This is a genomic window from Sinorhizobium sp. P24N7 (assembly GCF_042436655.1).
GTDB classification, from domain to species: Bacteria; Pseudomonadota; Alphaproteobacteria; order Rhizobiales; family Rhizobiaceae; genus Sinorhizobium; species Sinorhizobium meliloti_A.
In genome coordinates, this window is the sequence record NZ_JBHMIW010000001.1 from 468630 (window position 1) to 494753 (window position 26124).

Genomic DNA, 26124 nt, shown 5'->3' on the forward strand with positions numbered 1-26124 from the left:
TCATGCCCAGTTTTTTCATAGACAGGCCGATCTTTGCCTGGGTGGTGGCGATCTTCATCATGATCGCCGGCATCATCGCTATTCCGCTCCTGCCGGTTTCGCAGTATCCGGATGTCGCACCGCCGCAGATATCGATCAATACCAACTATCCCGGCGCCTCGTCGCAGGACACCTATCAGAGCGTCACGCGGCTGATCGAGGATGAGCTGAACGGCGTCGAGGGGCTGCTTTACTTCGAATCGTCGACCAGCTCCTCCGGCTCGGTCTCGATCGACGCCACCTTCCAGCCGGGCACCGATCCAAGCCAGGCCTCGGTCGACATTCAGAACCGGGTGCAGCGCGTCGAACCGCGCCTGCCCGATCCCGTCAGGCAGCAGGGCGTGCAGGTGGACGAGGCCGGCGCCGGCTTCCTGCTGATCATCTCGCTGACTTCGACCGACGGTTCGATGGACGCGATCGGGCTTGGCGACTATCTCAGCCGCAACGTGCTCAGCGAAATCCAGCGCGTGCCCGGCGTCGGACGCGCCCAGCTCTTTGCGACCGAGCGCTCGATGCGCGTCTGGCTCGATCCCGACAAGATGCTCGGCCTCAACCTGACGGCGGCCGACGTCACGGCAGCGATCCAGGCTCAGAACGCCCAGATCGCCTCGGGCTCGATCGGCGCCCAGCCGAATCCGATCACGCAGCAGGTCACCGCTCCGGTCGTCATCAAGGGTCAGCTTTCGAGCCCGGAGGAATTCGGTGCCATCGTGCTCAGGGCGAATGCCGACGGCTCCGCCGTGCGGCTGCGCGACGTCGCGCGCCTCGAGATCGGCGGCGAAAGCTACACCTTCTCCACCCGCCTCAACGGCAGCCCCTCGGCGGCCATCGCCGTGCAGCTTTCTCCGAGCGGCAACGCGATGTCGACCTCGGCAGCGATCAAGGCGCGCATGGACGAGCTGGCGGAGTTCTTCCCGGAAGGGCTCGAATATTCGGTCCCCTATGACACCTCGCCCTTCGTCGCGGTGTCGATTGAGAAGGTGCTGCACACCCTCGTCGAGGCCGTCGGCCTCGTCTTCCTGGTAATGTTCCTCTTCCTGCAGAACGTCCGCTACACGATCATTCCCACCATCGTCGTGCCGGTCGCCCTGCTCGGCACCTGCGCCGTCATGCTGGCGATGGGCTTCTCGATCAATGTGCTGACGATGTTCGGCATGGTGCTGGCGATCGGCATTCTCGTCGACGATGCGATCATCGTGGTCGAGAACGTCGAGCGCATCATGTCGGAAGAAGGGCTCACTCCGAAGGATGCAACCCGCAAGGCGATGAAGCAGATCACCGGTGCGGTGATCGGCATCACCCTGGTGCTGGCTTCGGTGTTCATCCCGATGGCCTTCTTCCCGGGCGCCGTCGGCGTGATCTATCGCCAGTTCAGTCTTACCATGGTCGTCTCGATCCTGTTCTCGGCGCTGCTTGCGCTCTCGCTGACGCCGGCGCTTTGCGCAAGCTTCCTCAAGCAGGTTCCGAAGGGTCACCATCACGCCAAGCGCGGCTTCTTCGGCTGGTTCAATCGCGGTTTCGACCGGACGTCGCACGGCTACACGCGCGCCGTCGGAGGCATCGTCTGGCGGACCGGCCGCTTCATGGTCATCTATCTAGCGCTGCTTGCCGGCCTCGGCTGGGCCTTTCTCCAGCTTCCTTCGTCCTTTCTGCCGGACGAGGACCAGGGCTTCGTCATCGTGATGATGCAATTGCCTTCGGAAGCGACTGCAAACCGCACCACGGAGGTGATCGAGCAGACCGAGACCATCTTCGGCCAGGAAAAGGCGGTCGACACGATCGTGGCGATCAACGGCTTCTCCTTTTTCGGCAGCGGGCAGAATGCGGGGCTCGCATTCGTGACGCTCAAGGACTGGAGCGAGCGCGATGCTGACAACTCCGCCCAGTCGATCGCCGGCCGCGCCACGATGGCCATGAGTCAGATCAAGGATGCGATCAGCTTCGCTCTGTCGCCTCCGGCGATCCAGGGCCTCGGGACGACCGGCGGGTTTTCTTTCCGCCTGCAGGACCGTGCGGGTCTCGGTCAAGAGGCGCTGGCGCAAGCGCGCGATCAGCTGCTCGGCCTCGCCTCCCAGAGCAAGGTCCTGACCGGGGTCCGCTTCGAGGGCATGCCCGATGCGGCGCAGGTCAGCGTCAATATCGACCGCGAGAAGGCCAATACCTTCGGCGTGACCTTTGCCGACATCAACTCGACCATCTCGACCAATCTCGGCTCGTCCTATGTCAACGACTTCCCGAATGCCGGCCGCATGCAGCGCGTGACGGTGCAGGCGGACGAGACGAAGCGCATGCAGACGGCGGATCTCCTGAACTTGAACGTCCGCAACTCCAATGGCGGCATGGTTCCGCTTTCGGCCTTTGCGGATGTGGAATGGGTCAAGGCGCCGACGCAAACGGTGGGCTATAACGGTTATCCGGCGGTCCGCATCAGCGGCGAGGCCGCTCCCGGCTACTCCTCCGGCGATGCGATCGCCGAGATGGAGCGCCTGGTGGCCCACCTTCCCGCGGGCTTCGGCTACGAGTGGACGGGGCAGTCGCTGCAGGAAATCCAGTCGGGCTCGCAGGCGCCGCTCCTGATTGCGCTCTCCTGCCTGCTCGTCTTCCTGTGCCTGGCCGCACTCTATGAGAGCTGGTCCATTCCGGTCTCGGTCATCATGGTCGTGCCGCTCGGCGTCATCGGCGCCGTGCTTGCCGTGACGATGCGCGACATGCCGAACGATGTGTACTTCAAGGTCGGCCTGATCGCGATCATCGGGCTTTCGGCGAAGAACGCGATCCTGATCATCGAGTTCGCCAAGGAACTCCGCGAACAGGGCAAGTCGCTCATCGACTCGACACTGGAGGCTGCGCATCTGCGCTTCCGGCCGATCCTGATGACCTCGCTCGCCTTCACCCTCGGCGTCCTGCCGCTGGCGATCGCGACGGGCGCAAGTTCCGGCAGCCAGCGCGCCATCGGCACGGGAGTCATGGGCGGCATGATCTCGGCGACGGTGCTGGCGATCTTCTTCGTCCCGGTCTTCTTCGTGTTCGTGATGAAGATCTTCGAACGCGGAAGAGCGGCGCCGGAGGCGGCCAAGTCAGCATCCGAAACCGCCAGCCCGGCCGAATAAAATCGAAGACGGCCCGCCCGCCTACGGCGGCGGGCGGGCCGTCGCCGAAGGAGAATTTGAATAGATGCGCCGAACCAAGGCCGACGCCGAGGCTACAAGACAGAAGATCCTGTGTGCCGCCGAGCGGATGTTCTACAAGAAGGGCGTTCCCAATACGACGCTCGAGGAAGTGGCGAAGGAGGCAGGCGTCACCCGCGGCGCCATCTACTGGCATTTCGCCAACAAGACAGATCTCTTCCTCGCCCTTTACGAGGCCGTGCCGCTGCCTCACGAAGACATGATCGCACGCGAGATCGAAACGGAAGCCTTCGACACGCTCGCCATCGTCGAGAGCGCGACCAGCGACTGGTTGACGACCCTGGCCGCGGACGAGCAGCGGCAGCGCATTCTCGCGATCATGCTGCGCTGCGACTACGACAATGACATGTCCGCCGTTCTCGTGCGCCAGCGCGAGATCGAGGAGCGCCACGATGCCCTTCTGGAGCTTGCCTTCGCCCGGGCACTGGAAAGGGGTCAGTTGCAGGAGCACTGGGCGCCACCGACCGCGGCGCGGGCCCTGCGCTGGATGATGATGGGGCTCTGTACCGAATGGCTGCTGTTCGGCCGCCGCTTCGACCTCGTGGCCCAGGGGAGCGAAGCGCTCCAGTCTCTCTTTGCGGGCTTCCGGCGGGTGCCGGGGCGCGGCGATACCTCCCCGCACCTCGGCCCTGGAGCGGGATGAGGAAAAGAGCGGGATGAGGAAAAACATGTGCGGTTTCCGCCCGCATCCCGCGTCTCAACTTCGTGGAACCGATCACGGTCGTGCTTTTAGGTCGACCAGACCCAAAACCATCGTGATCTAGCTGAGCACTTTGCGCATATCGACCGAGGTCGGGCGGGTGAAGCCTGGATGGGCGGTTCGCGCCGTCTCCACGAAGCCCAAAGCCGCAAAAGCGGCCTGGTTCCCGGTGAGTTCGATGCGTGTCTGAAGCCTCAGCACAGGCAGGCCCAGACCGCGCGCCGTTTCCTCGGCGGCGGCGATGAGCATCCGCCCTACTCCCTTTCCCTGGAAGCCGGGAGCGACGGCGAGTTTGCCGATATAGAGACAGTCCGCTTCCGGCTTGCAGAAGATGCAGCCCAGGAGGTCACGCCCGGCGACGGCCGCGAAGGCGATCTCGTCCCTTGCCTTCCGGTTAAGGGAGGCCGCCGTCAGCGCATGGGCCGAGGAGGGCGGATCGATGCGGCCGTCCATATAGGCGAAGGACGCACGGATCAGCGACAGCAACTCCTCGTAACGATCGAAGCTGGCGTCGATGCGAACCGTCTCCATCGCGTCCTCAGCGCGTGCCGCGTCGATAGCGGATCGTGTCGAACCGGGCGGCGAGCGCATCGTAGAGCAGCAGACGGCCGACCAGCGGCTCGCCGATGCCGGTGACGAGCTTGATCGCTTCCATCGCCTGCAGCGTGCCGATGACGCCGGTGAGCGCGCCCAGGACGCCCGCTTCGGCGCAGCTTGGAACGGTGCCCGGCGGCGGCGGCTCCGGGAAGAGATCGCGGTAGGAGGGGTTCGGGTGCCCCTCGGCATCGGTCTCGTACGGCTTCAGCACGGTGACCGAGCCGTCGAAGCGTCCGACGGCACCGGTGACGAGCGCCACGCCTGCCGCCGCGGCCGTATCGGCGGCGAGATAACGCGTATCGTAATTATCCGACCCGTCGACGACGAGATCGTATTGGCGCATGAGCGCATCTGCATTTTCGGCGTCCAGCCTGAGCGCGTGCGTCATGACCTTCACATGCGGATTGAGGGCGTCGATCGCCGCGGCGGCGCTCTCGACCTTCGGCCGCCCGATATCTGCGGTGGCGTGGATCACCTGACGCTGCAGGTTCGACAACGAGACCACGTCATCGTCGACGACCCCGAGCGTGCCGACACCGGCGGCCGCGAGATATTGCAGAGCCGGCGCGCCGAGCCCGCCCGCGCCGATGACGAGCACGCGCGCGGCCTTGAGTTTCTGCTGCCCCGGGCCGCCGATCTCCGGCAGCACGATGTGGCGTGCGTAGCGCGCAATCTCCGAAGGAGCGAGCGTCGCATCGGTCGTCATATGCGTCTCCATTTAATTTCCGCGGACGGCGCTCTATGTCACCCGGAAACGCGGCCGTTTGCAACGGCCAGATATTGAGCCCGCTCGCCAAGGGCGTCGAACATCGCCCGGTCGGTGCCCGTCATGAAGGCCTGGCCGCCGAGCGCATCGACCAGATCGAAGAGGGCGGCACGGCGTCCCCGGTCGAGATGGGCGGCGATTTCGTCGAGCAGCAACACCGGGGCGTGGCCGGTCATGTCCCCGACGAGCCGTGCATGCGCGAGAACCAGACCGACGAGCAGCGCCTTCTGCTCGCCGGTCGAACAGCGCTCTGCCTCCATGTCCTTTTCCCGGTGGCGGATCAGGAGATCGGTGCGGTGCGGCCCGTCGAGCGTGCGGCCGGCGGCCGCATCGCGGGCACGGCCTTCGGCGAGCATTGCCAGATAACGCTCTTCGAGTTCAAAGGCGGGAATACCTGCACAGTCGTCGAGAAAGCCGGCGAGCGACAGGCTTGCGGACGGAAAGGTCCCATCGCTCCGGCTTCGCTCGACGAGGGCCGAGAGCAGGCCGAGCATCTCCTGACGGGCGAGCGCCATGGAGATGCCGAGCCCGGCCATTTCGCGCTCGATGGCCGACAGCCAGGCGGGATCGGGTCGGAATTCCGAGAGTAGCCGGTTGCGGCTGCGCATGGCGCGCTCGAACTCGCTGGCGCGCCGGCCGTGCCCGGGATCGAGCGACAGTACCAGCCGGTCGAGAAAACGCCTGCGGTCGGCGGAAGGGCCGGTGAAGAGGCCATCCATCGCCGGCGTGAGCCAGAGCACCCGGAGGTGATCGGTGAGTTCGTCGACCGTGCGGGCCGCAGTGCCGTTGAGTCTGAGGCGGCGTGATTGCCCCTCCTCGGCCCCTTGAGTCCCCGTGCCGATCTCCACCGACCCTTCCATGCCGTCGACGGCGGCGAAGATCGAGAAACCATCGGCGGCGCCGACGCGGGCGATATCGGCATAGGCAGCGCGCCTCAAGCCGCGTCCGGGCGAAAGAAGGGAGACCGCCTCCATCAGATTGGTTTTGCCCGCGCCGTTCTCGCCGGTCAGCACCACATGGCGCTGGTCGAGGTCGAGCGCCAGCGTTGCATAGTTGCGGAAGTCGCTCAGTTTCAGACGTGTGAGAAAGACCTTGTGGGGCATTGCGGGTCCGAATTCGACGTTGCTGTCAGGTAGGATGAAAGCCGGGCCAAGGCAAGGCGGAAAGGGCGTTCCGTCTGCCTCTCTCCGGCCCGCGGCGATTCCGTGTCCGGGCTGCGCATTTCCGCCCAATCGCCTGTGGGAAAGCCCTTTTTTTCGGCCGCATCGGAACTTTCCCCGAGCGCGCAAGTACAATATGACAACTGCGTGACAATCGACAGTTGGATGGATCGCTGATGCTCGGCCTGTTTCGCAAGCTCCTCCCCCGGGAAGACCGTTTCTTCGACCTCTTCGCCGACCATTCGCGCACCGTCATGGGTGCGGCGGAGGCGCTGAACGCGCTTCTTGCCGGCGGCCCTGACATCGAAAGCCATTGCGACCGCATCGTCGCGCTCGAGAACGAGGCCGACGAGATCACCCGCGAGGTTCTGCTGGCCGTCCGCCGCAGCTTCATCACCCCCTTCGACCGCGGCGACATCAAGGATCTCATCCAGTCGATGGACGATGCGATCGACATGATGCACAAGACGGTGAAAACGATCCGGCTCTATGAACAGAAGAGCTTCGACCCCGGCATGCAGTCCATGGGCGCGGCGGTCGTCGAGGCCGCCCATCTGGTCGCCGAGGCCATTCCGCTCCTCAGTCGCATCGGCGCCAATGCCCACCGCCTCGGCGCCATCGCCGAGGAGGTGACGCATGTCGAGGATAGGTCCGACCAGCTCCACGAGCAGGGCCTGAAGGATCTCTTCCAGCGCCACGGCGCTTCCAACCCCATGGCCTATATCATCGGCAGCGAGATCTACGGCGAACTGGAAAAGGTCGTCGACCGCTTCGAGGACGTGGCGAACGAAATCAGCGGCATCGTGATCGAGAACGTCTGATGGATGCGACGCTCGCCTTCCCGCTGCTCGTGGGGCTCATTGCCGTCGCGCTTTTCTTCGACTTCCTCAACGGGCTGCACGATGCGGCCAATTCGATCGCGACCATCGTTTCGACCCGCGTGCTCCGGCCGCAATATGCGGTTTTCTGGGCGGCGTTCTTCAACTTCATCGCCTTCCTCTTCTTCGGACTGCACGTCGCCGAAACGCTCGGAACGGGCATCATCGATCCGGGTATCGTCACGCCGCAGGTGATCTTCGCGGCGCTGATGGGCGCAATCACCTGGAACATCGTCACCTGGGTCTTCGGCATCCCGTCGAGTTCCTCGCACGCGCTCATCGGCGGCCTCGTCGGTGCCGGGCTGGCCAAGACCGGTTTCAGCTCGATCGTCTGGCAAGGACTGCTGAAGACCGCCGGCGCCATCGTCATGTCGCCGGGCATCGGCTTCGTTCTGGCACTGCTGTTGATCCTGATCGTCTCCTGGGTTTTCGTTCGCCAGACGCCCTTCGCCGTCGACAGCACCTTCCGGGTGCTGCAATTCGTTTCGGCTTCCCTCTATTCGCTCGGCCATGGCGGCAACGATGCGCAGAAGACCATGGGCATCATTGCCGTGCTTCTCTTCTCGCAGGGCTATCTCGGCTCGGAATTCTACGTGCCCTTCTGGGTGGTCATCACCTGCCAGGCGGCGATCGCGCTCGGCACGCTCTTCGGCGGTTGGAGGATCGTCCACACGATGGGCTCGAAGATCACCAAGCTCAACCCGATGCAGGGCTTCTGCGCCGAGACGGGCGGCGCCATCACGCTGTTCGCGGCGACCTGGCTCGGCATTCCGGTTTCGACCACCCACACGATCACCGGCGCGATCATCGGCGTCGGCGCGGCGAGGCGGGTGTCGGCGGTGCGGTGGGGGCTCGCCGGCAACATCGTCGTCGCGTGGGTGATCACCATGCCGGCGGCAGCGTTGATCTCGGCGCTCTGCTATTTCGCCGTGGACCTCATCGCCTGACGCTTTCGCCAGGCACCCCGTTGGCATTGCCGTCGGCGGGGAGTATATTCCCGCTATCTAATAGAATTGCATTCGGAGGAGAGTGAAACTTCCATCGTATCTGGGGAGGAAACGATGACGGACGTCGAGTGGACGATCAAGGGCCGCGAATTCATCCATTGCAACTGCGCCTATGGCTGCCCGTGCCAGTTCAACGCACTGCCTACCGAGGGGCATTGCCGCGCGATCGGGGTCGTCGATATCGACGAGGGACACCATGGCGACACCCGGCTCGACGACTTGAGGTGCGGCATGATCGTATCCTGGCCCGGTGCCATTCACGAGGGCAGGGGCGCGGTGGTTCCGATCATCGACGAGCGTGCCTCCGACGAGCAGCGTGAGGCGCTGCTGCGAATCATGAGCGGCCAGGACACCGAGCCCGGCGCCACCTTCTTCCAGGTGTTCGCGACGACTTTCGAGACCTTCCACGACCCGGTTTTCGCGCCGATCGATTTCGAGATCGACGTCGAAAGGCGCTCGGCGCGCGTCAACATTCCGGGATGGATGGAGGCTCGCGGCGAGCCCATCGTCAATCCGGTGACCGGTGAGGAGCACCACGCCCGCATCAACCTTCCGCACGGTTTCGAATACGACCGCTGCGAGGTGGGGCGCGGCTGGGCCGAGACGAGCGGGCCGCTGGCAGTTTCGCTCGCGGATTCGCACGCCCACTTCGCCAGACTGCACATGACCGGAAGCGGCGTGGTTCACTGACGTCATGCCGACCGACACCGCGCTTGAAAGCCTGCTCAGGCGGGATCGCGTCATCGTGGCAGCGTCGCTCGCCGCATTGACGGTGATCGCCTGGACATACACTCTTTGGCTGGCAGCAGCCATGAGCGGCGACGGCATGAGCATGTCCGGTCCCGGCATGGGAGCGGACATGCGGATGGACCCTGCCATGGAGATGGACGGCATGGAGATGGACGCCGGCGACGCCCCGTCGCTCGGCACCGTCCTCGGCATTTCACCGCGTCCCTGGAGTCCCGTAGAGGCCGGCGTCACTCTGACCATGTGGGTCGTGATGATGGTCGGCATGATGCTGCCTTCGGCAACGCCGATGATCCTGCTCTATGCCCGGGTCGGCCGGCAAAGCCGGAAAGAGGGCAAGCCCTTTGCGGCGACCGGTTTCTTCGCCGGCGGCTATCTCCTTGCCTGGGTGGGATTTGCGCTTGCCGCGACGCTTGGGCAATGGCTCATGGAGGGAACCCTGCTGTCGCCGGCGCTGGCAAGCGCCAGTCGCATCTTCAGCGGTGCCGTGTTGATCGTCGCGGGTCTTTACCAATGGACGCCGCTCAAGGATGCCTGCCTCAGCCAGTGTCAGACGCCGATCGTCTTCCTGCAGCGCCACGGCGGCTTTCGCCGCGACCCGGCGGGAGCCGTCGGACTGGGCTTGCGCCACGGGCTCTATTGCATCGGCTGCTGCTGGGCGCTGATGACGCTTCTTTTCGTCGGCGGCATCATGAATGTGCTCTGGATTGCGGCAATCGCCATCTTCGTGCTGGCGGAGAAGGTGTTCTTCCCGGGCCGCCTCCTCTCCCGTATTGCGGGCACGCTGCTCATCGCCGCCGGCCTGTGGCAATTGATTTCAGCTGCAATATAGGCGGATGGCGCCATGCAGGGGGACCGCCGCCGCCTTCTCCCGGTTTCACCGGAGAAGGGACAAGCCGCACAGTCCCGGGCCTCTTCCCAAGCGGCCGCATAGGGGAAGGCGCAACGTCCGAGACGTTACCTCAATCGCTCAACGTATCGAAGAAATCCTTCATCCGCGAGAAGAAGCCCGTCGATTCGGGATTGTTCTCCTTGGACGAGATCTGCTCGAATTCCTGCAGCAACTCGCGTTGGCGCTTGGTGAGCTTCTGCGGCGTCTCGATTTGAATCTGGATATAGAGATCGCCCGTCTGGCTGGAGCGCAGCACCGGCATGCCCTTGCCCTTGAGGCGGAACTGCTTGCCGGCCTGCGTGCCTTCCGGCACGGTGACGCGCGATTTGGTACCGTCGAGCGTGGTGACGTCGAACTTGCCGCCGAGCGCCGCCGTCGTCATCGAGATCGGCACGGCGCAATAGAGATCCGCGCCGTCGCGCTGATAGAACTCATGCGGCTTGACCGAGAGGAAGATGTAGAGGTCGCCCGCTGGGCCGCCGCGAAGGCCGGCCTCACCCTCGCCGGAAAGCCGGATGCGCGTGCCGTCCTCGATACCGGCCGGAATGTTGACCGAGAGCGTCCGCTCCTCCACGACGCGGCCCTGGCCGTGGCATTTGGTGCAGGGGTCGGCGATCGTCTGGCCACGGCCGCCGCAGGTCGGGCAGGTCCGCTCGATCGAGAAGAAGCCCTGGGCCGCGCGGACGCGGCCGGTGCCCTGACAGGTGCCGCAGGTCTTCGGACTGGTACCGGGCTTGGCGCCCGTGCCGGTGCAGACGTCGCAGGTGATCGACGTCGGCACGCGGATCTGCGCCGTCTTGCCGGAATAGGCCTCCTCGAGCGAAATCTCCATGTTGTAGCGCAGGTCCGCGCCGCGCTCGCGTCCCCCGGACGAGCGGCGCTGACGGCCACCCATCATTTCGCCGAAGATGTCCTCGAAAATATCGGAAAAGCCGTGCGCTCCGCCGCCGGCGAACCCGTTGCCGAAGCCTCCGCCCATGCCGCCCTGCTCGAAGGCCGCATGGCCGTAACGGTCATAGGCTGCGCGTTTCTGCGGGTCCTTCAGCGTCTCATAGGCTTCGTTGATTTCCTTGAAGGACTTTTCCGATTCCTGGTCGCCGGGATTCCTGTCCGGGTGATATTTCATCGCGAGTTTGCGAAAGGCGCTCTTCAGCTCCTTTTCGTCCGCGTTTTTTTGAACGCCAAGCGTTTCGTAAAGATCACGTTTCATGCTTCAAAGATCGTCCTGTTATCAGCGACAGGGCTTGCCAGCGCGAAGGATCCGACGGCTGCCTGATTATCTTGCCACAGGATTTAGTAAACCTTTAAGCGCGATACCATAGCCAAGTCGGGGCGGAAGCCGTTTTTTGTCGGAAAACGGCGGTTTACGCAGCCACTTTCCTCCGCAGGGTCGGTTCGCTTCCACGCCTGGGGCCGCAGCCCATCAACCATCTATGAAAAAGCCCGGGATTGCTCCCGGGCCCGTTCATCGAAAGGCGAAGCCGTCAGGCCGACCGCTTACGGTCGTCTTCGTCCTTGACTTCCTCGTAGTCGGCGTCGACCACGTCATCGCCGGAGCGCTTGGCGTCGGCGGCGGCATCCGCATGGGCGGCGTCCGTCTGCTGAGCCTCATAGATCGCCTGACCGAGCTTCATGGAGACTTCCATGAGGGTATTGGTCTTGGCCTTGATGTCCTCGGCGTCCGGCTCGGAAGCTTCGACGGAGCTCTTGAGCGCTGCGATCGCATCCTCGATCGCCTTGCGGTCCGTCTCGGAAACCTTGTCGCCATGCTCCTGGAGCGACTTCTCCGAAGAATGGATCAGGCTTTCGGCCTGGTTCTTGGCCTCTACGCCTTCGCGGCGCTTTTTGTCGGCCTCCGCATTGGCTTCGGCATCCTTGACCATCTTCTCGATCTCGGCGTCGGAAAGGCCACCCGAGGCCTGGATGCGTATCTGGTGCTCCTTGCCCGTGCCCTTGTCCTTGGCGGACACCTGGACGATGCCGTTCGCATCGATGTCGAACGTGACCTCGATTTGCGGCACGCCGCGCGGTGCCGGCGGAATGCCGACGAGATCGAACTGGCCGAGCAGCTTGTTGTCGGCCGCCATTTCACGCTCGCCCTGCGAGACGCGGATCGTCACGGCGGACTGGTTGTCGTCGGCCGTCGAGAAGACCTGGCTCTTCTTCGTCGGGATCGTCGTGTTGCGCTCGATCAGGCGGGTGAAGACGCCGCCGAGCGTTTCGATACCGAGCGAGAGCGGGGTGACGTCCAGCAGCAGCACGTCCTTGACGTCGCCCTGCAGAACGCCCGCCTGGATCGCGGCGCCCATGGCAACCACTTCATCCGGGTTGACACCCTTGTGCGGTTCCTTGCCGAAAAGCTGCTTCACCGTTTCCTGAACCTTCGGCATGCGGGTCATGCCGCCGACGAGAACGACTTCGTCGATCTCGGCAGCCGAAACGCCGGCATCCTTGAGCGCGGCCTTGCAGGGCGCGATGGTCTTCTGGATCAGGTCTTCGACCAGGCTCTCGAATTTGGCGCGGGACAGCTTCATCGTCAGGTGCTTCGGACCGGAAGCGTCCGCCGTGATGAACGGCAGGTTGATTTCGGTCTGCTGCGAGGACGAGAGTTCGATCTTCGCCTTTTCGGCAGCTTCCTTCAGGCGCTGCAGCGCGAGCTTATCGTTCTTGAGGTCGATGCCCTGCTCCTTCTTGAACTCGGAGGCAAGATATTCGACGAGGCGCATGTCGAAGTCTTCACCGCCAAGGAAGGTGTCGCCGTTGGTCGACTTCACTTCGAAGACGCCGTCGCCGATTTCCAGGACCGAGATGTCGAACGTGCCGCCGCCAAGATCGTAGACGGCGATCGTCTTGCCTTCCTTCTTGTCGAGGCCGTAGGCAAGGGCCGCTGCGGTCGGCTCGTTGATGATGCGCAGCACGTCGAGACCGGCGATCTTGCCGGCATCCTTCGTGGCCTGGCGCTGTGCGTCGTTGAAGTAGGCCGGAACGGTGATGACGGCCTTTTCGACCTTTTCACCGAGATAGGACTCGGCCGTTTCCTTCATCTTCTGAAGGATCATCGCGGAGATCTGCGACGGAGAGTAGCTGGTGCCATGGGCTTCGACCCAGGCGTCGCCATTGTCTGCCTTGACGATCTTGTAGGGGACCATCCCCTTATCCTTCTGGGTGGTGGGATCCTCGAAGGTGCGGCCGATCAGGCGCTTGATCGCAAAAAGCGTGTTCTCGGGATTGGTCACCGCCTGGCGCTTGGCCGGCTGGCCGACGAGACGTTCGCCGTCTTCGGTGAATGCCACCATGGAGGGGGTCGTGCGCGCGCCCTCCGCATTCTCGATCACCTTCGCGTCCTTGCCGTCCATGACGGAGACGCAGGAGTTGGTCGTTCCCAGGTCAATACCAATAACTTTAGCCATGTCGTTCTCTCCTTGCAGCGGACTGTCGGAACCCGGTCAGGCATTCGTGGGACAGCCCCTAACGGGATGGTCTTTGTCTTTCATCGCAGCCGCGGCTGCATCGATGCGGCGTATATAAGGACCGGCGTTTCGGACTGCAAGGCATTCTGCGGGGGGAACGACGGCAAATGCAAGCCGTCATCCACAAACACCCGACGGGGGCCCGCTGCCGCTGGTTCAGCCGCCGGTCAGCAGGTCGAACAGCGTCGTTCGGCGGGTCCCACCGGTGGTCTCTCCGACGCCGGCCGGCGGGACTGGTCCTCCGGCTTGTTCTGCAGGCCGGACCTGATCGACCGCGGCCATGCCGTCCATGCTTTCGACGCTGTCCATGCCTGCCGGGCGCTCGGGAAAGACGTCGGGATTACCCGTGCCGAAACCCTCGGCCGGCATTTCGTCGGCAGCAGCGATGCCGCCCTCGTCGAAGACCGGCTGCACGCCCGTCGTGCCGAAGAGCGGCGACGGCGAAAGACCCTCATGCGCCGCAACCATGAAATCGTGCCAGGCCCTGGCGGGAAGGCCGCCGCCGGTGACCTTCTTCATGAATTTTCCGTCGTCGTTGCCGAACCAGATGCCGGTCGCGAGGTTGGAGGTGTAGCCGACGAACAGGGCGTCGCGGAAGGACTGCGTCGTTCCGGTCTTCCCGGCCGCCTCCCAGCCCGGCAGGCGCGCCTTTTTGCCGGTGCCATCCGTCAGCACGCGCACCATCATCCGGTTCATTTCGCTGACGATCGCCGGATCGAGCACCCGCGGCGGATTGTCGTAGGTGTTTTCGTAAAGCACGGTGCCGTCGGCGGCGGAGATGCGCCGGATGACGTGCGGCGTCGCCTTGAAGCCGCCATTCATGAAAGGCGCATAGGAGGACGTCAGCTCTACCAGCGTCACTTCCGACGTGCCGAGCGCGATCGATGCATTGGCCTGCATCTCGGAATCTATGCCCAGCCGGTGCGCGAGCTTGACCACGTTCTGCGGCCCCACCTCCATGACGAGCTGGGCGGCGATGGTGTTCAGCGAATTGGCGAGCGCATCGGCGAGCGTCACCTCGCCGCGGTATTTCTGATCATAGTTTTCAGGTGTCCAGTTGCCGATCCGGACCGGCGCGTCGTTGCGCACGGACATCGGCGTGCGGCCGATCTCGAGCGCCGCCGCGTAGACGAAGGGCTTGAAGGCCGAGCCCGGCTGGCGCTTCGCCTTGGAGGCGCGGTCGAACTGGCTTTCGGCATAGTCCCTGCCGCCGACGAGCGCGCGGATGGCGCCTGTGCCGTCGATCGAGACGAGCGCCGCCTGGGAGGCGTTGAGCTTGCCGCCCTCGGCCTCGAGCCTCTCGGCGAGCACCTCTTCCGCCTTCTTCTCGAGCGCAAGGTCGATGGTCGTATCGATGACGAGGTCTTGCGTGACTTCGCCGATCATGCCGGGGAGCTGGTCCATCACCATGTCGGCGACATAGTGCTCGGCGCCGGACCAGAAGCTCTTTGCCCGTGTCGGCGCCTGCGACATCGCCGTCTTGATCTCGGAGTCGCTGATGAAGCCTTCCTCGCGCATTGCGCCGAGCACGAGCTGTGCGCGCTCCTCCGCCGCTTCGGGGTCTCGGGCCGGCGACAGCCGCGAGGGAGCTTTCAGAAGGCCTGCGAGCAGCGCCGCTTCGCCGAGGTTGACGTCGCGCGCCGACTTGTTGAAGTAACGCCGGGAGGCCGCCTCGACGCCATAGGCGTTCGACCCGAAGAAGACGCGGTTGAGATACATCGCCAGGATCTGGTCCTTGGTGTATTTCTGCTCCAGCCAAAAGGCGAGCAACACCTCCTGCACCTTGCGCTCCAACGTCCGCTCCGGCGAGAGAAACAGGTTCTTGGCAAGCTGCTGGGTGAGCGTGGAGCCGCCCTGGACCATGCGGCCGCTCATGACGTTCGTGAGCATGGCGCGCGCCAGCCCCAGCGGATCGACTCCGAAATGCGAATAAAAGCGGCGATCCTCGATGGCGATCACGGCCTGCGGGATATAGGGCGACATGTCTTCGAGAGCGACCGCCTCGCCGCCGGTCGCGCCCCTGTTGGCGATGATGTCGCCATTCGCCGCGAGAATCTTGACGTTGGGCGGCCGTTCGGGAATCGACCAGCTCGTGGCGCTCGGCATGCGCGCCCCGTAATAGAGCACGAGCCCGCCGACGCCGATCGCGCCCCATATGCCGAGCACGATGCACCAATAGGCGAGCCGCCGGACGAGGCCGAAGAACCCGCCGCCGGAGCCGCTTCTTCCGGAGCCGCGCCCGCCGGCGCGCCTGCCGGGCTTTTCTCGCCTCGCACCGCGTTCGGGCGGCTTGGCGCGCTTCGGCTTGCTGCCGCCGCCCGAGACGCGGTCGCTCGCGTCGACGCGCAGGTCGCCGCCGTCGTCGCTACTGCCGAAGGAAGGCTCGATCCGCTGTCCTGATTTGCCGCTCGCCATGCCGGAAGGAAATATCCCCTTTGGGGGCCAAACCGGTGCCCATCGCCCGCAGGCGATCCCGGCCGTGCCGTTGTCGTGCGGTAGGCTCCACCCCGTCCGCTGGTCCCGATGCGTTGTACTTTAAATGCGGCAATTTAAGGGGGAGTTAAGAGCTCTCTTGCGAAAAAGGCAGATTGTTCAAAACCTTGCATCGGCCCCCGGCCTCCTGGTTCCTCACCTTCGGAAGGCTGAACGCCGCCTTGCATCCGGCGCAATGCTGCAATGCAACATTCGCACTATTACCTCAACGAAAATAATCTATTCTCCTCCTTGTCGAAGCGCTGTACCTCCTCCCACGGCGCCCGGCATTCGGTCGGTTCACTCCTCCTCCCAGAACCGATCAAGTTTAAGACCCCGAGCCACCTCCTCCCGGCTCGGGGTCTTTCTGTATCTGGCGATACCTGAAAACGCATCGCATTCGCGCGACGCGCTTCGGATCTGGCCAGATGCACAGGGCGAAAAACTCGTGGCTGCGGCCGCAAAGCGCGTGTATCACCACCCCATGAGATCCAAGGCAAACGGTTACGTCTTCGCGCTTCTGGCGATCGTCATCTTCTCGATCCAGGACGGCATCTCCAAGCATCTGGGCGCCATCTACCCGCCGGTCTTCGTGGCAATGATCCGCTACTGGGCATTTGCCGGCTTCGCTGCGGTGATCGCGGCGCGGGCGCCGGGCGGATTTGCCGCGACCGCGGTGACGAGAAAGCCGCTCATTCAGCTCCTGCGGGGCGTCCTGTTGCCCGTGCAGATCGTCGTGGTGATCACGTCCTTCACCATCGTCGGGCTGGCGCATTCGCAGGCGATCCTCGCGGCCACTCCGCTCTTCGTGGCGCTCCTGTCGATGCCTCTGCTCGGCGAACGGGTCGGGTGGCGGCGCTGGTCGGCGATTGCCGTCGGACTCATCGGCGTTCTTCTGATCCTGCGGCCGGAAGACGGGTCGTTCGACGTGAACTTTCTGCTGCCGCTGGCGGCAGCCGTGATGTTCGCCTTCTATGTCATCACCACCAGGCTTGCTAGTCGCGACGATTCGGCGATGACCAGCTTCTTCTATACCGGCATCGTCGGCGCCTTCGCGATCAGTCTCGTCGGGCCCTTCTTCTGGGCGACGCTTTCCGGGGCGGACTGGATCTGGATGGTGCTGCTCTGCATCACCGGCACGTCGAGCCACTATTTTCTGATCCGCGCCTACGACATGCTCGATGCCGCCGCGGTTCAGCCGCTTACCTACCTGCAGCTCGTCTTCGCCTCCGTCATGGGCGTGACCATCTTCGGAGAGACGCTGACGACGAACATGATCATCGGCTCGGTGCTGGTGGTCGCCGCCGGCATCTTCACCATCTGGCGCGAGCATGTCGTCGGCCGGCGAAAGGCCGGTCTGCCGCCGCGGTAAGCCTCTCCTTCGACTCAAAATCGTCGGGATCGTACCGGACACTCGCGAGCGCGCCGGCTTCTCGGCCGGCCGGCTCATCCGTTCGAAAGGAGAGAGAATGAGGGTTCGCTGCACCGTGCTGATCGCCCTTGCCGCCCTTGCCGCGCAGGGGATCGGGGCCAGGGCACAGGAGGAATTTCCCTATGTCGACGACCGCTCCGATGGCGCGGCGCTCGTCCGCTCGCTCTACAACGCGATCAACCGGAAGGAATATGCCAGAGCCTACGGCTACTTCGGAGCGTCGAAACCCGTCGGCGAGTTCAAGGCCTTCGCCGACGGTTACGCCAAGACGGTGTCGGTGGAAGCGAAGTTCGGCAAGGTCGTCACGGAGGGCGCTGCCGGCAGCATCTATTCGGCCGTTCCGGTTGCGATCAAATCCATCGAAGAAGGCGGAAAGACCCGCTTCTTCTCCGGCTGTTACGTGACGAGGATCATCAATCCGTCCCTCCAGGTGCCGCCCTTCACGCCCTATCAGATCGAGACGGCCCGGCTCGACGAAGGGGAAGGCCCCATCGAGAAGGCGATCCCCGCCACCTGCAACGCCCCCTGAGGTCCGGACGGAAAAGCGTTACACACTTTTCCTGGAAGTGCTCCAGCGAAACTCTACGGCTCCTTCGCGGCACGCTCGGCCAGAAAGCGGGAATGCTCGAAGACGAGAATGACGACGAGCGCCAGCACGAAGGGGACGAGGAGGTAGAGCAGCCGAAAAATGGCAAGCGCAGCCAGAACGTCGGCCGGGTCCATTTCCGGAAGCGCCGCGATGAAGACGAATTCAAGCACACCGATGCCGCCCGGCGCATGGGAGAGCAGCGCGGCGGAGAAAGATGCGAGGAAGATGCCCAGAATGACCACATAGCCGGGATTGCCGGCTTCGGGCAGCGCGAAATAGATGATGCCGGCAGCGCCCAGAAGCTCGACGGGGGCGATGATCAATTGCCTCAGCACGATGTAGGGCCGCGGGTAATGCAGCTGGAACCAGCGCGTGCGCAGCGGCCGCATGCCGACCAGGCTGCCGAGGACGTAGAGCGCGATGAGCGCGAGAATGAGGCCGCCCGTCGTCAACGACATTTCGATGGGCAGGAACTCCGAAAATCTCTCGATGATATTCGGCCTCAGGAGCAGCACGATGGCCGAGAGCATCAGCGTGCCGAGCGTGAAGGTGAAGGAGCAGAAGGCGACGAGCACGCCCACCTCTCCGGGCGTCAGGCCTTTCGACCGATACGCTCGATAGCGCACCACCGCGCCGGAAAAAACCGAGGCGCCGAGATTGTGCGAAAGCGCATAGGTGGTGAACGAGCAGAGGGTGATGAACCACAGCGAGATGCGGTGGCCGAGATGATCGAGCGCCAGCCGGTCATAGGCGGCAAGCGCCGCATAGGCGACAAGCGTCGAACCGATGGCGAGCAGCCAGCTTTCGAGCGATATGGCCTGGAAGCTCGCCAGGAACTCGTTGAGAGACAGGCCGCGCAGTTCATCGACGAGCGCGCGCACCGAAACCAAGATCGCCGCAAGCCCCACAACGGGCCAGAAATATGCCTTGAGCCGTTTCATGCCGGGGCTTCTGCGTGATTTTCCGGCGGAAATCGATTCACGAGCGAAGCGTCGCGGCGATGCGGGTGCCCATCAGCAGCGGCCGGTTGAAGGCACGCCAAGCGCTTCGCGGTTCTGCCGAGGTGGCGATGCCCATTCTGCGTAATGAAAGAAACATGCTCGGGACGAGGCGTCCCGATCCTTGCACTTGCCAACAGCCCATTTCCCACTTTGATTTGTTTTCAAAAAGGGAAGCATCCCAAGGCAGGCAGGTCAAGCAAAGTCGACTTGATATCCGTCAAGCGGGTGCGATTTGTCATTCATGGCCGAAGGCGGTGGACAATGGCCGAACGGTGTTCACCATAGCCCCCCGCCTGCAAGGCGTTACCGCGTGCCGAGTGCGTCCAGAATGCGGACCCACGAGCGGATGCCCTTGTGGAAGGACGCGAGCTCGTATTTCTCATTGGGCGAGTGGATGCGGTCGTCGGAAAGACCGAACCCGACCAGCAGCGATTCCATGCCGAGCATCCGCTGGAAATCGCCGACGATCGGTATGGAGCCGCCCATGCCGATGACCACGGCGGGCTTCGGCCATTCATCCGAAAGTGCCGCCTTCGCCGTGCTCAGCAGCGCCGAATCATAGGGCAGATGAATAGCCGGCGAACCGCCGTGCGCATGAAATTCGACGGAGCAGTCCGCCGGGATTTTCGAGCGCACATAGGCGCGGAAGCTCTCGCGGATCTTTGCCGGGTCCTGCTTGCCGACCAGGCGGAACGAAACCTTGGCGGAGGCTTCTGCAGCGATCACCGTCTTGAATCCTTCGCCGGTATAGCCCCCGGTGATGCCGTTGATCTCCGCCGTCGGCCGCGCCCAGGTGAGTTCGAGCACGGAGCGGCCCCTTTCGCCGGAGGGGATAGAGAGGCCGATCTCGCCGAGGAATTTCTCGGCGGTCTGTCCGAGCGTTTCCCAGCCCGCCTTGATCTCGGTCGGCGTCTCCTCGACGCCTTCGTAGAAATCGTCGAGCGTCACGCGGCCGGTCTCGTCGTGAAGGCCGGCGAGAATTTCGGCCAGGATATGGATCGGGTTCGCCGCCGCGCCACCGAAATAACCGGAGTGCAGGTCGCGGTCCGCCGCCTTGACGACGACCTCCTCGCCGACGAGGCCCCGCAAGCCAGCCGAAATCGCGGGCGTGTCCCGGTCCCACATGCTGGTATCGCAGACAAGAGCGTAGTCGGCCTTGAGCTCACCGGCATTGGCTTCGAGGAAGGGCTTGAGCGACGGAGAGCCGGATTCCTCTTCGCCCTCGAAGAGAATGGTGATGCGGCAGGGCAAGCCGCCACGGGTTTCCTTATAGGCGCGCACTGCCTCGACGAAGGTCATCAACTGGCCCTTGTCATCGGCCGTACCCCGGCCGGTGATGATTTTGCGGCCGGGCTCGACCTCCTTGACGGAGGGCTCGAAGGGCGGGGTCTCCCAGAGGTTCAGGGGATCGACCGGCTGCACATCGTAATGGCCGTAGAAGAGCAGGTGCGGAGCGTCCGCTTTCTCGGCAGCGTGATGGGCGACGACCATCGGATGGCCGGGCGTGTCGCGAACCGAGGCTTCGAAGCCGATCGCTCCGAGTTCCGCCACCAGCCACTCCGCAGCCTTGCGGCACTCCTCCTTGAAGGCGGGATCGGTGGAAATGGACTTGATGCGGACGAGGTCGAAGAGCCGCTCGAGGCTTTTCGGGAGATTTGCGTCGGCGCGCTCGAGAACCGGGGTGATATCTGCCATCATGCGAATCCTTTTTGGGTTTCGCGGCGAAACTAGAATCGAAACCCGGCGGCTTTAAGCGAAAACTTTTGATGCAACGATAAATTGTCGGGGTGAAATCAGGAAGCGTCGCCGTGGCGCGCCGTATTCGCGAGCGCCATGCGCATATATTCGAGCATCAGTTCTTTCTCGAAGCGGCGAAAGCCGGAAAGCAGCGACTGCTCCGCTGCAGCAGCAGCCTCCTTCGCAGCGGCCTCCATCTTGCGGGCACGTTCGGTCAGGAATATCTGCTGCGAACGCTTGTCGTTAGGATGCTTGCGGCGGACGATGAGGCCGTCGCGCTCCATTCGGGCGAGCGTATTGGCCATGGTTGCCTGCTCGATGTCGAGCCGGTCGAGGAGCTGCCTCTGAGTCAGCCCTTCCTCGGACCATAATTCCAGGAGGACCGGGAATTGCCCGGGGGCAAAGCCGAGTTTCTGACCGCGCTCCTGCAGGGCGCGCGAGAAACCCCTCGCCAACAAGCTGGCCAGGTAAGTCGCAGATTCCATACGATTGAAGGCCATGTCTATGCCTACGCGGGAAGGAGCGCGAAGACAAGTTACAATGCCTGCAATGAGCCGAACCGCGCCGACTTCACGGGGATTTGAGACTGTGTGGCGATACGCTTTCGACTGACGGGCATAGGCAGCAAAAAACCGCCACGGCGCGGAGGCTGCGCCGTGGCGGCTCTTTGAAAGCGGGACAAAGGCCCGGAGAGGGGGATGAGGCCTTTGTCCTCATCTGGTGCGGGCGGGGGACAGGCCAATCACCAGACTCACGGCATTGAATGATTGCCGCTCGACATGATTTGTGGAGTCAAATGTGGCATTTCAAGGATAGGAAGACTGAATCGCGCATTACAAATGCGTAACGTTTGCGTGAGTGTTCGGCACCCGAATATCAGGGTTCCGGCAGACCTTTGTCGCTCCACTTAAATGGGGTAGCGCCGGAAAAGCGCAATGGACCTTTCCCCTGCCTCGCGCTATCCATGGCCGCATGAAAAACGGTGATCATCTCTTCCTCGTCGACGGCTCGGGCTTCATCTTCCGGGCGTTCCACGCCATCCCGCCGCTCAACCGCAAGTCGGACGGGCTTCCCGTCAATGCGGTTGCGGGATTCTGCAACATGCTCTGGAAGCTTTTGACCGACGCGCGCGACACCTCCGTCGGCGTGACGCCGACGCATTTGGCCGTGATCTTCGACTATTCCTCGAAGACCTTCCGCAACGGGCTCTACGACCAGTACAAGGCCAACCGTACGGCGCCGCCGGAGGATCTGATTCCGCAGTTCGGGCTCATCCGCCACGCCACCCGCGCTTTCAACCTGCCCTGCATCGAGAAGGAGGGCTACGAGGCCGACGACCTCATCGCGACCTATGCGCGGCTTGCCGAGGAGGCGGGCGCCGATGTGACCATCGTTTCCTCCGACAAGGACCTCATGCAGCTCGTCACGCCGAAAGTGTCGATGTACGACAGCATGAAGGACAAGCAGATCACCGTTCCGGACGTGATCGAAAAGTGGGGCGTGCCCCCGGAAAAGATGATCGATCTCCAGGCCATGACCGGCGATTCGACCGACAACGTGCCGGGCATCCCCGGGATCGGGCCGAAGACGGCAGCCCAGCTCCTCGAAGAATATGGCGATCTGGACACGCTGCTCGAACGGGCTGGCGAGATCAAACAGCAGAAGCGGCGCGAGTCCATCATCGCCAATGCCGATCTGGCGCGCCTTTCGCGTGAGCTCGTGACGTTGAAGAAGGACACGCCGCTCGACGTTCCGCCCGAGGACTTCAGGCTCGATTCGCAGGACGGCCCGAAGCTCATCGCATTCCTGAAGGCGATGGAATTCACCACGCTCACGCGCCGCGTCGCAGCGGCGACCGATACGGATGCGGAAGCGATCGAACCGGCTCATGTGCCGGTCGAATGGGGCGCGCAGGCGCATGGACCGGATCTGGACGTCGGCGAGGCCGGCGGCCCGCCGCCGTCGCCGCAATCATCGAGCGCGACGCCGCCCAGGGGAAATGCGGCCAGGGCGGCTGTCTCGTTCCTCTCCTCCGGCCAGGATGCCGATACGACCGGCGCGACGCCCGCGGGCCTCGCCGAGGCGCGTGCGGCCTATTTCGGCAAAGCCGCGTTCGATCATTCCGGATATCTCACCATCCGCGATCTCGATACGCTCGAGCGTTGGATCGCCGACGCCCGCGAGGCGGGGCTCGTCGGCTTCGACACCCAGGCGACGTCGCCCGACGCCATGCGCGCCGACCTCGTCGGCTTTTCGCTCGCGGTCGCCGATTACGCGAACGACCCGTCGGGCTCCAGGATCAGGGCGGCCTATGTGCCGCTCGCGCACAAGAGCGGCGTCAGCGACCTCCTGGGGGGTGGACCTGTCGACAGCCAGGTACCGGTCCGCGAGGCCCTTAGCCGGATAAAGGACCTGCTGGAGGACCCGTCCGTCCTGAAGGTCGGGCAGAACCTGAAATACGGCTATCTCGTGATGAAGCGGCACGGCATCGCCATGCGAAGCTTCGACGACACGATGCTGATGTCCTATGTGCTCGATGCCGGCAACGGCGCCCACGGCATGGATTCGCTTGCCGAGCGGTGGCTCGGCCACAAGCCGATCGCCTATAAGGACGTCACCGGCACCGGCCGGTCTTCGCTCACCTTCGACTTCGTCGACATCGACAAGGCGACGACCTATGCGGCCGAGGATGCGGATATCGCGCTGAGGCTTTGGCATGTGCTGAAGCCCCGGCTCGCCGCCAAGGGGTTGACGCGCGTCTACGAGCGACTGGAGCGGCCGCTGATTTCTGTCCTTGCCGGGATGGAGGAACGCGGCATAACCATCGACCGGCAGATCCTGTCACGCCTTTCCGGCGAGCTGGCACAGGGGGCGGCGGCGCTCGAAGACGAGATCTATCGCCTCGCCGGCGAGACATTCACCATCGGCTCGCCGAAGCAGCTCGGCGACATTCTCTTCGGCAAGATGGGCCTTCCGGGCGGCTCCAAGACCAAGACCGGGCAATGGTCGACCTCCGCGCAGGTGCTCGAAGACCTCGCGGCCGCCGGGCACGACCTGCCTCGCAAGATCGTCGACTGGCGGCAGCTGACCAAGTTGAAATCGACCTACACCGACGCCCTTCCCGGCTTCGTGCATCCGGAGACGAGGCGCGTCCACACCTGTTTTGCAATGGCTGCGACGGCGACCGGGCGGCTTTCCTCCTCCGATCCGAACCTGCAGAACATTCCGATCAGGACCGGCGAAGGCCGCAAGATCCGCACGGCCTTCGTGGCGGCGCCGGGACACAAGCTGGTCTCGGCCGACTATAGCCAGATCGAGCTGAGAGTGCTCGCCCATGTGGCCGACATCCCGCAGCTGCGCCAGGCTTTCGCCGATGGCGTCGACATCCATGCGATGACGGCTTCCGAAATGTTCGGCGTGCCGGTGGACGGCATGCCGAGCGAGATCCGCCGCCGCGCCAAGGCGATCAATTTCGGCATCATCTACGGCATCTCCGCCTTCGGGCTAGCCAACCAGCTTTCGATCGAGCGTTCGGAGGCGGGTGACTACATCAAACGGTATTTCGAACGCTTCCCCGGCATTCGCGACTATATGGAGAACACCAAGGCCTTTGCACGCGAGAACGGCTATGTCGAGACGATCTTCGGACGCCGGGCCCACTACCCGGACATCCGCTCGTCCAATCCGTCGATGCGTGCCTTCAACGAGCGCGCTTCGATCAATGCCCCGATCCAGGGCTCGGCCGCCGACATCATCCGCCGCGCGATGGTCAAGATGGAGCCGGCACTCGAAGCGGCAAAGCTCTCCGCGCGAATGCTGCTTCAGGTCCATGACGAGCTGATCTTCGAGGTGGAGGATGGCGAGATCGAGCGCACCATTCCGGTCATCATCTCGGTGATGGAGAACGCCGCGATGCCCGCGCTCGACATGAGGGTGCCCCTCAAGGTCGATGCGCGCGCGGCACACAACTGGGACGAGGCGCATTGAGGCCTGTTGGGATCTGGAATACCCGGCGCCGCTCGTTTGATTTCCTCAGTCCTGTGCTCGTCACAGGGATCCAGCCAGACCAGGTCCTTGGGCTGAAAGAACGCTTCCCGCGCCGCAGACGCGGCGCTGCTCTCATCCCCGTGACGAGCACAGGGATGAGGGTAGAGAGGGGTGCGACCCCTCGGTAAGCTTCATAGCCCAGGCTGACCATTCCCCCGCATATTCCCAAGCGAAAGTTGTAGGAGCCGTACATCCCCGGTCCCTCATTCCTGTGCTTGTCACAGGAATCCAGCCAGACCAAGTCCTTGGGCTGAAAGAACGCTTTCCGCCGCAGACGCGGCGCTGCTCTCATCCCTGTGACGAGCACAGGGACGAGGACAGAGAGGATGCGACCCCTCGGCGGATAGCGCCGCGGCTTTTGCCAAAGTGGTGGTGTTTCAATCCCGCCCCGGAAGGACCCGGTCCGGCGGGCGATGGCCGTCGAAGAAGGTGCGGATGTTGATCACCACCTTCTCGCCCATGTCGATACGGCCTTCCAGCGTCGCCGAGCTCATATGCGGCAGGAGAACGACCTTTCCCTCGCCGGCGAGCTTGATGAGCTTCGGATTGACGGACGGCTCGTTCTCGAACACGTCGAGCCCGGCGCCGGCGATCTTGCCCTCGCGGAGGCTCTTGATCAGCGCCGCCTCGTCGATGATGCCGCCGCGCGCGGTGTTGACGATGTAGCTGTCGGGCCGCATCAGCGCCAGCCGCCGGGCCGAGAGCAGATGATAGGTCGCCGGGGTCGACGGGCAGTTGACGGAGACGATGTCGACGCGGGCGAGCATCTGGTCCAGGCTGTCCCAGTAGGTCGCTTCCAGCATCTCCTCGGTTTCCGGTTTGACGCGGTGGCGATTGTGATAGTGGATCGAAAGCCCGAAGGCCTTGGCACGGCGGGCGACGGCGGTGCCGATTCTCCCCATGCCGACGATGCCGATGCGTTTTCCGGCAATGCGCCGGCCCAGCATCCAGGTGGGAGACCAGCCTGCCCACTCCCCCTTGCGGTCGGTCAGCACCTGTGCACCTTCGGCGAGCCGGCGGGGCACCGCGAGGATCAGCGCCATGGTCATGTCGGCCGTGTCCTCCGTCAGGACGTTCGGCGTGTTGGTGACGGTTATGCCCTTGCGCGCGGCCGCATCCACATCGATGTTGTCGACGCCGTTCGAGAAGGCGGCAATGAGCTTCAGCTGCGGCCCGGCCTGCTCGATCAGAGCCGCATCGATCCGGTCCGTCACCGTCGGCACGAGCACGTCGGCCCGTTTGACCGCGGCGACCAGCTCCGGCTGGCTGCGCGGCGTGTCATCGATGTTCAGCTCCGCGTCGAAGAGCTCACGCATCCTGGTTTCGACGACATCCGGCAGTTTGCGGGTGATGTAGACCGTTGGCTTTTTCTTGCTTGTCATTGCTGTGAGCGGCGCCCTCG

The 26124-nt window shown here is 63.8% G+C and carries 19 protein-coding genes; 9 read left to right on the forward strand and 10 right to left on the reverse strand.

Features of this window, described 5'->3' with window-relative positions; genetic code table 11:
- Positions 1-2 precede the first annotated feature (2 nt).
- Positions 3-3149, forward strand: a complete 3147-nt coding sequence (locus ACFHWW_RS02255; protein ID WP_379937160.1) for a multidrug efflux RND transporter permease subunit — start codon at positions 3-5, stop codon at positions 3147-3149.
- A 64-nt stretch (positions 3150-3213) separates the two neighbouring features.
- Complete coding sequence (locus ACFHWW_RS02260) at positions 3214-3870, forward strand: TetR family transcriptional regulator (protein WP_100669888.1); 657 nt, start codon at positions 3214-3216, stop codon at positions 3868-3870.
- 117 nt (positions 3871-3987) lie between these two features.
- Here the strand turns inward: ACFHWW_RS02260 and ACFHWW_RS02265 are convergent, their stop codons facing one another.
- From ACFHWW_RS02265 to recF, 3 genes are read right to left on the reverse strand one after another with little or no spacing between them, the layout of a single operon-like run.
- A complete protein-coding gene (locus tag ACFHWW_RS02265) occupies positions 3988-4458 on the reverse strand; it encodes a GNAT family N-acetyltransferase (RefSeq protein WP_379937162.1) in 471 nt (156 codons plus the stop codon).
- Between the two features lie 7 nt (positions 4459-4465).
- Positions 4466-5242 (reverse strand): molybdopterin-synthase adenylyltransferase MoeB, encoded by a 777-nt coding sequence (locus ACFHWW_RS02270; protein ID WP_379937163.1) that lies wholly within the window; start codon positions 5240-5242, stop codon positions 4466-4468.
- Between the two features lie 26 nt (positions 5243-5268).
- Positions 5269-6393, reverse strand: a complete 1125-nt coding sequence (gene recF / locus ACFHWW_RS02275) for a DNA replication/repair protein RecF (protein WP_379937164.1) — start codon at positions 6391-6393, stop codon at positions 5269-5271.
- 233 nt (positions 6394-6626) lie between these two features.
- Between recF and ACFHWW_RS02280 the strand changes: the two genes are divergently transcribed.
- From ACFHWW_RS02280 to ACFHWW_RS02295, 4 genes are all read left to right on the forward strand, one after another.
- Positions 6627-7271 (forward strand): DUF47 domain-containing protein, encoded by a 645-nt coding sequence (locus ACFHWW_RS02280; RefSeq protein ID WP_100669890.1) that lies wholly within the window; start codon positions 6627-6629, stop codon positions 7269-7271.
- Positions 7271-8275, forward strand: coding sequence for an inorganic phosphate transporter (locus tag ACFHWW_RS02285; protein ID WP_018093815.1), 1005 nt, complete (start codon positions 7271-7273; stop codon positions 8273-8275). Before ACFHWW_RS02280 ends, ACFHWW_RS02285 begins: the two co-directional genes overlap by 1 nt.
- A 114-nt stretch (positions 8276-8389) precedes the next feature.
- Entirely contained in the window at positions 8390-9025 is a 636-nt protein-coding gene (locus tag ACFHWW_RS02290; protein ID WP_379937165.1) for a DUF1326 domain-containing protein, read from the forward strand.
- A gap of 4 nt (positions 9026-9029) precedes the next feature.
- The gene (locus ACFHWW_RS02295) at positions 9030-9914 is read left to right on the forward strand and encodes a DUF2182 domain-containing protein (protein WP_379937166.1); all 885 of its coding nucleotides are present in this window, start codon (positions 9030-9032) and stop codon (positions 9912-9914) included.
- Positions 9915-10044: 130 nt separating this feature from the next.
- On the opposite strand, the gene dnaJ is transcribed toward ACFHWW_RS02295, so the two are convergent.
- From dnaJ to ACFHWW_RS02310, 3 genes are all read right to left on the reverse strand, one after another.
- Positions 10045-11184 (reverse strand): molecular chaperone DnaJ, encoded by a 1140-nt coding sequence (dnaJ, locus tag ACFHWW_RS02300; protein ID WP_018093812.1) that lies wholly within the window; start codon positions 11182-11184, stop codon positions 10045-10047.
- A 274-nt stretch (positions 11185-11458) separates the two neighbouring features.
- Positions 11459-13384, reverse strand: coding sequence for a molecular chaperone DnaK (dnaK, locus tag ACFHWW_RS02305; RefSeq protein ID WP_018093811.1), 1926 nt, complete (start codon positions 13382-13384; stop codon positions 11459-11461).
- 216 nt (positions 13385-13600) lie between these two features.
- Positions 13601-15859: a transglycosylase domain-containing protein gene (locus tag ACFHWW_RS02310; protein WP_100669894.1), complete on the reverse strand. Its 2259-nt coding sequence runs from the start codon at positions 15857-15859 to the stop codon at positions 13601-13603.
- Positions 15860-16364: 505 nt separating this feature from the next.
- Here ACFHWW_RS02310 and ACFHWW_RS02315 point away from each other — a divergent pair.
- Positions 16365-17288, forward strand: a complete 924-nt coding sequence (locus ACFHWW_RS02315; RefSeq protein WP_275597004.1) for a DMT family transporter — start codon at positions 16365-16367, stop codon at positions 17286-17288.
- Between the two features lie 97 nt (positions 17289-17385).
- Entirely contained in the window at positions 17386-17877 is a 492-nt protein-coding gene (locus ACFHWW_RS02320; protein WP_379937167.1) for a hypothetical protein, read from the forward strand.
- Positions 17878-17930: 53 nt separating this feature from the next.
- On the opposite strand, the gene ACFHWW_RS02325 is transcribed toward ACFHWW_RS02320, so the two are convergent.
- The 3 genes from ACFHWW_RS02325 to ACFHWW_RS02335 form a co-directional block, all read right to left on the reverse strand.
- Positions 17931-18878, reverse strand: coding sequence for a YbhN family protein (locus ACFHWW_RS02325; protein ID WP_379937168.1), 948 nt, complete (start codon positions 18876-18878; stop codon positions 17931-17933).
- Positions 18879-19241: 363 nt separating this feature from the next.
- Positions 19242-20636: a M20/M25/M40 family metallo-hydrolase gene (locus tag ACFHWW_RS02330; RefSeq protein WP_100669896.1), complete on the reverse strand. Its 1395-nt coding sequence runs from the start codon at positions 20634-20636 to the stop codon at positions 19242-19244.
- A gap of 95 nt (positions 20637-20731) precedes the next feature.
- Complete coding sequence (locus ACFHWW_RS02335; protein ID WP_018093804.1) at positions 20732-21175, reverse strand: MarR family winged helix-turn-helix transcriptional regulator; 444 nt, start codon at positions 21173-21175, stop codon at positions 20732-20734.
- A 472-nt stretch (positions 21176-21647) separates the two neighbouring features.
- Between ACFHWW_RS02335 and polA the strand changes: the two genes are divergently transcribed.
- Entirely contained in the window at positions 21648-24662 is a 3015-nt protein-coding gene (gene polA / locus ACFHWW_RS02340) for a DNA polymerase I (RefSeq protein WP_100669897.1), read from the forward strand.
- Positions 24663-25099: 437 nt separating this feature from the next.
- On the opposite strand, the gene ACFHWW_RS02345 is transcribed toward polA, so the two are convergent.
- Positions 25100-26104: a D-glycerate dehydrogenase gene (locus ACFHWW_RS02345; RefSeq protein ID WP_003531928.1), complete on the reverse strand. Its 1005-nt coding sequence runs from the start codon at positions 26102-26104 to the stop codon at positions 25100-25102.
- Between the last annotated feature and the right edge of the window lie 20 nt (positions 26105-26124).

Excerpts from the sequence above, each read along its gene's own strand:
- ACFHWW_RS02270 (WP_379937163.1), bottom strand. The coding sequence starts at position 5,242 with ATGGAGACGCATATGACGACCGATGCGACGCTCGCTCCTTCGGAGATT.
- ACFHWW_RS02280 (WP_100669890.1), top strand. The coding sequence starts at position 6,627 with ATGCTCGGCCTGTTTCGCAAGCTCCTCCCCCGGGAAGACCGTTTCTTC.
- polA (WP_100669897.1), top strand. The coding sequence starts at position 21,648 with ATGAAAAACGGTGATCATCTCTTCCTCGTCGACGGCTCGGGCTTCATC.
- ACFHWW_RS02290 (WP_379937165.1), top strand. The coding sequence starts at position 8,390 with ATGACGGACGTCGAGTGGACGATCAAGGGCCGCGAATTCATCCATTGC.
- recF (WP_379937164.1), bottom strand. The coding sequence starts at position 6,393 with ATGCCCCACAAGGTCTTTCTCACACGTCTGAAACTGAGCGACTTCCGC.
- ACFHWW_RS02325 (WP_379937168.1), bottom strand. The coding sequence starts at position 18,878 with ATGAAACGGCTCAAGGCATATTTCTGGCCCGTTGTGGGGCTTGCGGCG.
- ACFHWW_RS02260 (WP_100669888.1), top strand. The coding sequence starts at position 3,214 with ATGCGCCGAACCAAGGCCGACGCCGAGGCTACAAGACAGAAGATCCTG.
- ACFHWW_RS02265 (WP_379937162.1), bottom strand. The coding sequence starts at position 4,458 with ATGGAGACGGTTCGCATCGACGCCAGCTTCGATCGTTACGAGGAGTTG.
- ACFHWW_RS02255 (WP_379937160.1), top strand. The coding sequence starts at position 3 with ATGCCCAGTTTTTTCATAGACAGGCCGATCTTTGCCTGGGTGGTGGCG.
- ACFHWW_RS02310 (WP_100669894.1), bottom strand. The coding sequence starts at position 15,859 with ATGGCGAGCGGCAAATCAGGACAGCGGATCGAGCCTTCCTTCGGCAGT.
- ACFHWW_RS02285 (WP_018093815.1), top strand. The coding sequence starts at position 7,271 with ATGGATGCGACGCTCGCCTTCCCGCTGCTCGTGGGGCTCATTGCCGTC.
- dnaJ (WP_018093812.1), bottom strand. The coding sequence starts at position 11,184 with ATGAAACGTGATCTTTACGAAACGCTTGGCGTTCAAAAAAACGCGGAC.
- dnaK (WP_018093811.1), bottom strand. The coding sequence starts at position 13,384 with ATGGCTAAAGTTATTGGTATTGACCTGGGAACGACCAACTCCTGCGTC.
- ACFHWW_RS02330 (WP_100669896.1), bottom strand. The coding sequence starts at position 20,636 with ATGATGGCAGATATCACCCCGGTTCTCGAGCGCGCCGACGCAAATCTC.
- ACFHWW_RS02345 (WP_003531928.1), bottom strand. The coding sequence starts at position 26,104 with ATGACAAGCAAGAAAAAGCCAACGGTCTACATCACCCGCAAACTGCCG.
- ACFHWW_RS02320 (WP_379937167.1), top strand. The coding sequence starts at position 17,386 with ATGAGGGTTCGCTGCACCGTGCTGATCGCCCTTGCCGCCCTTGCCGCG.
- ACFHWW_RS02295 (WP_379937166.1), top strand. The coding sequence starts at position 9,030 with ATGCCGACCGACACCGCGCTTGAAAGCCTGCTCAGGCGGGATCGCGTC.
- ACFHWW_RS02335 (WP_018093804.1), bottom strand. The coding sequence starts at position 21,175 with ATGGCCTTCAATCGTATGGAATCTGCGACTTACCTGGCCAGCTTGTTG.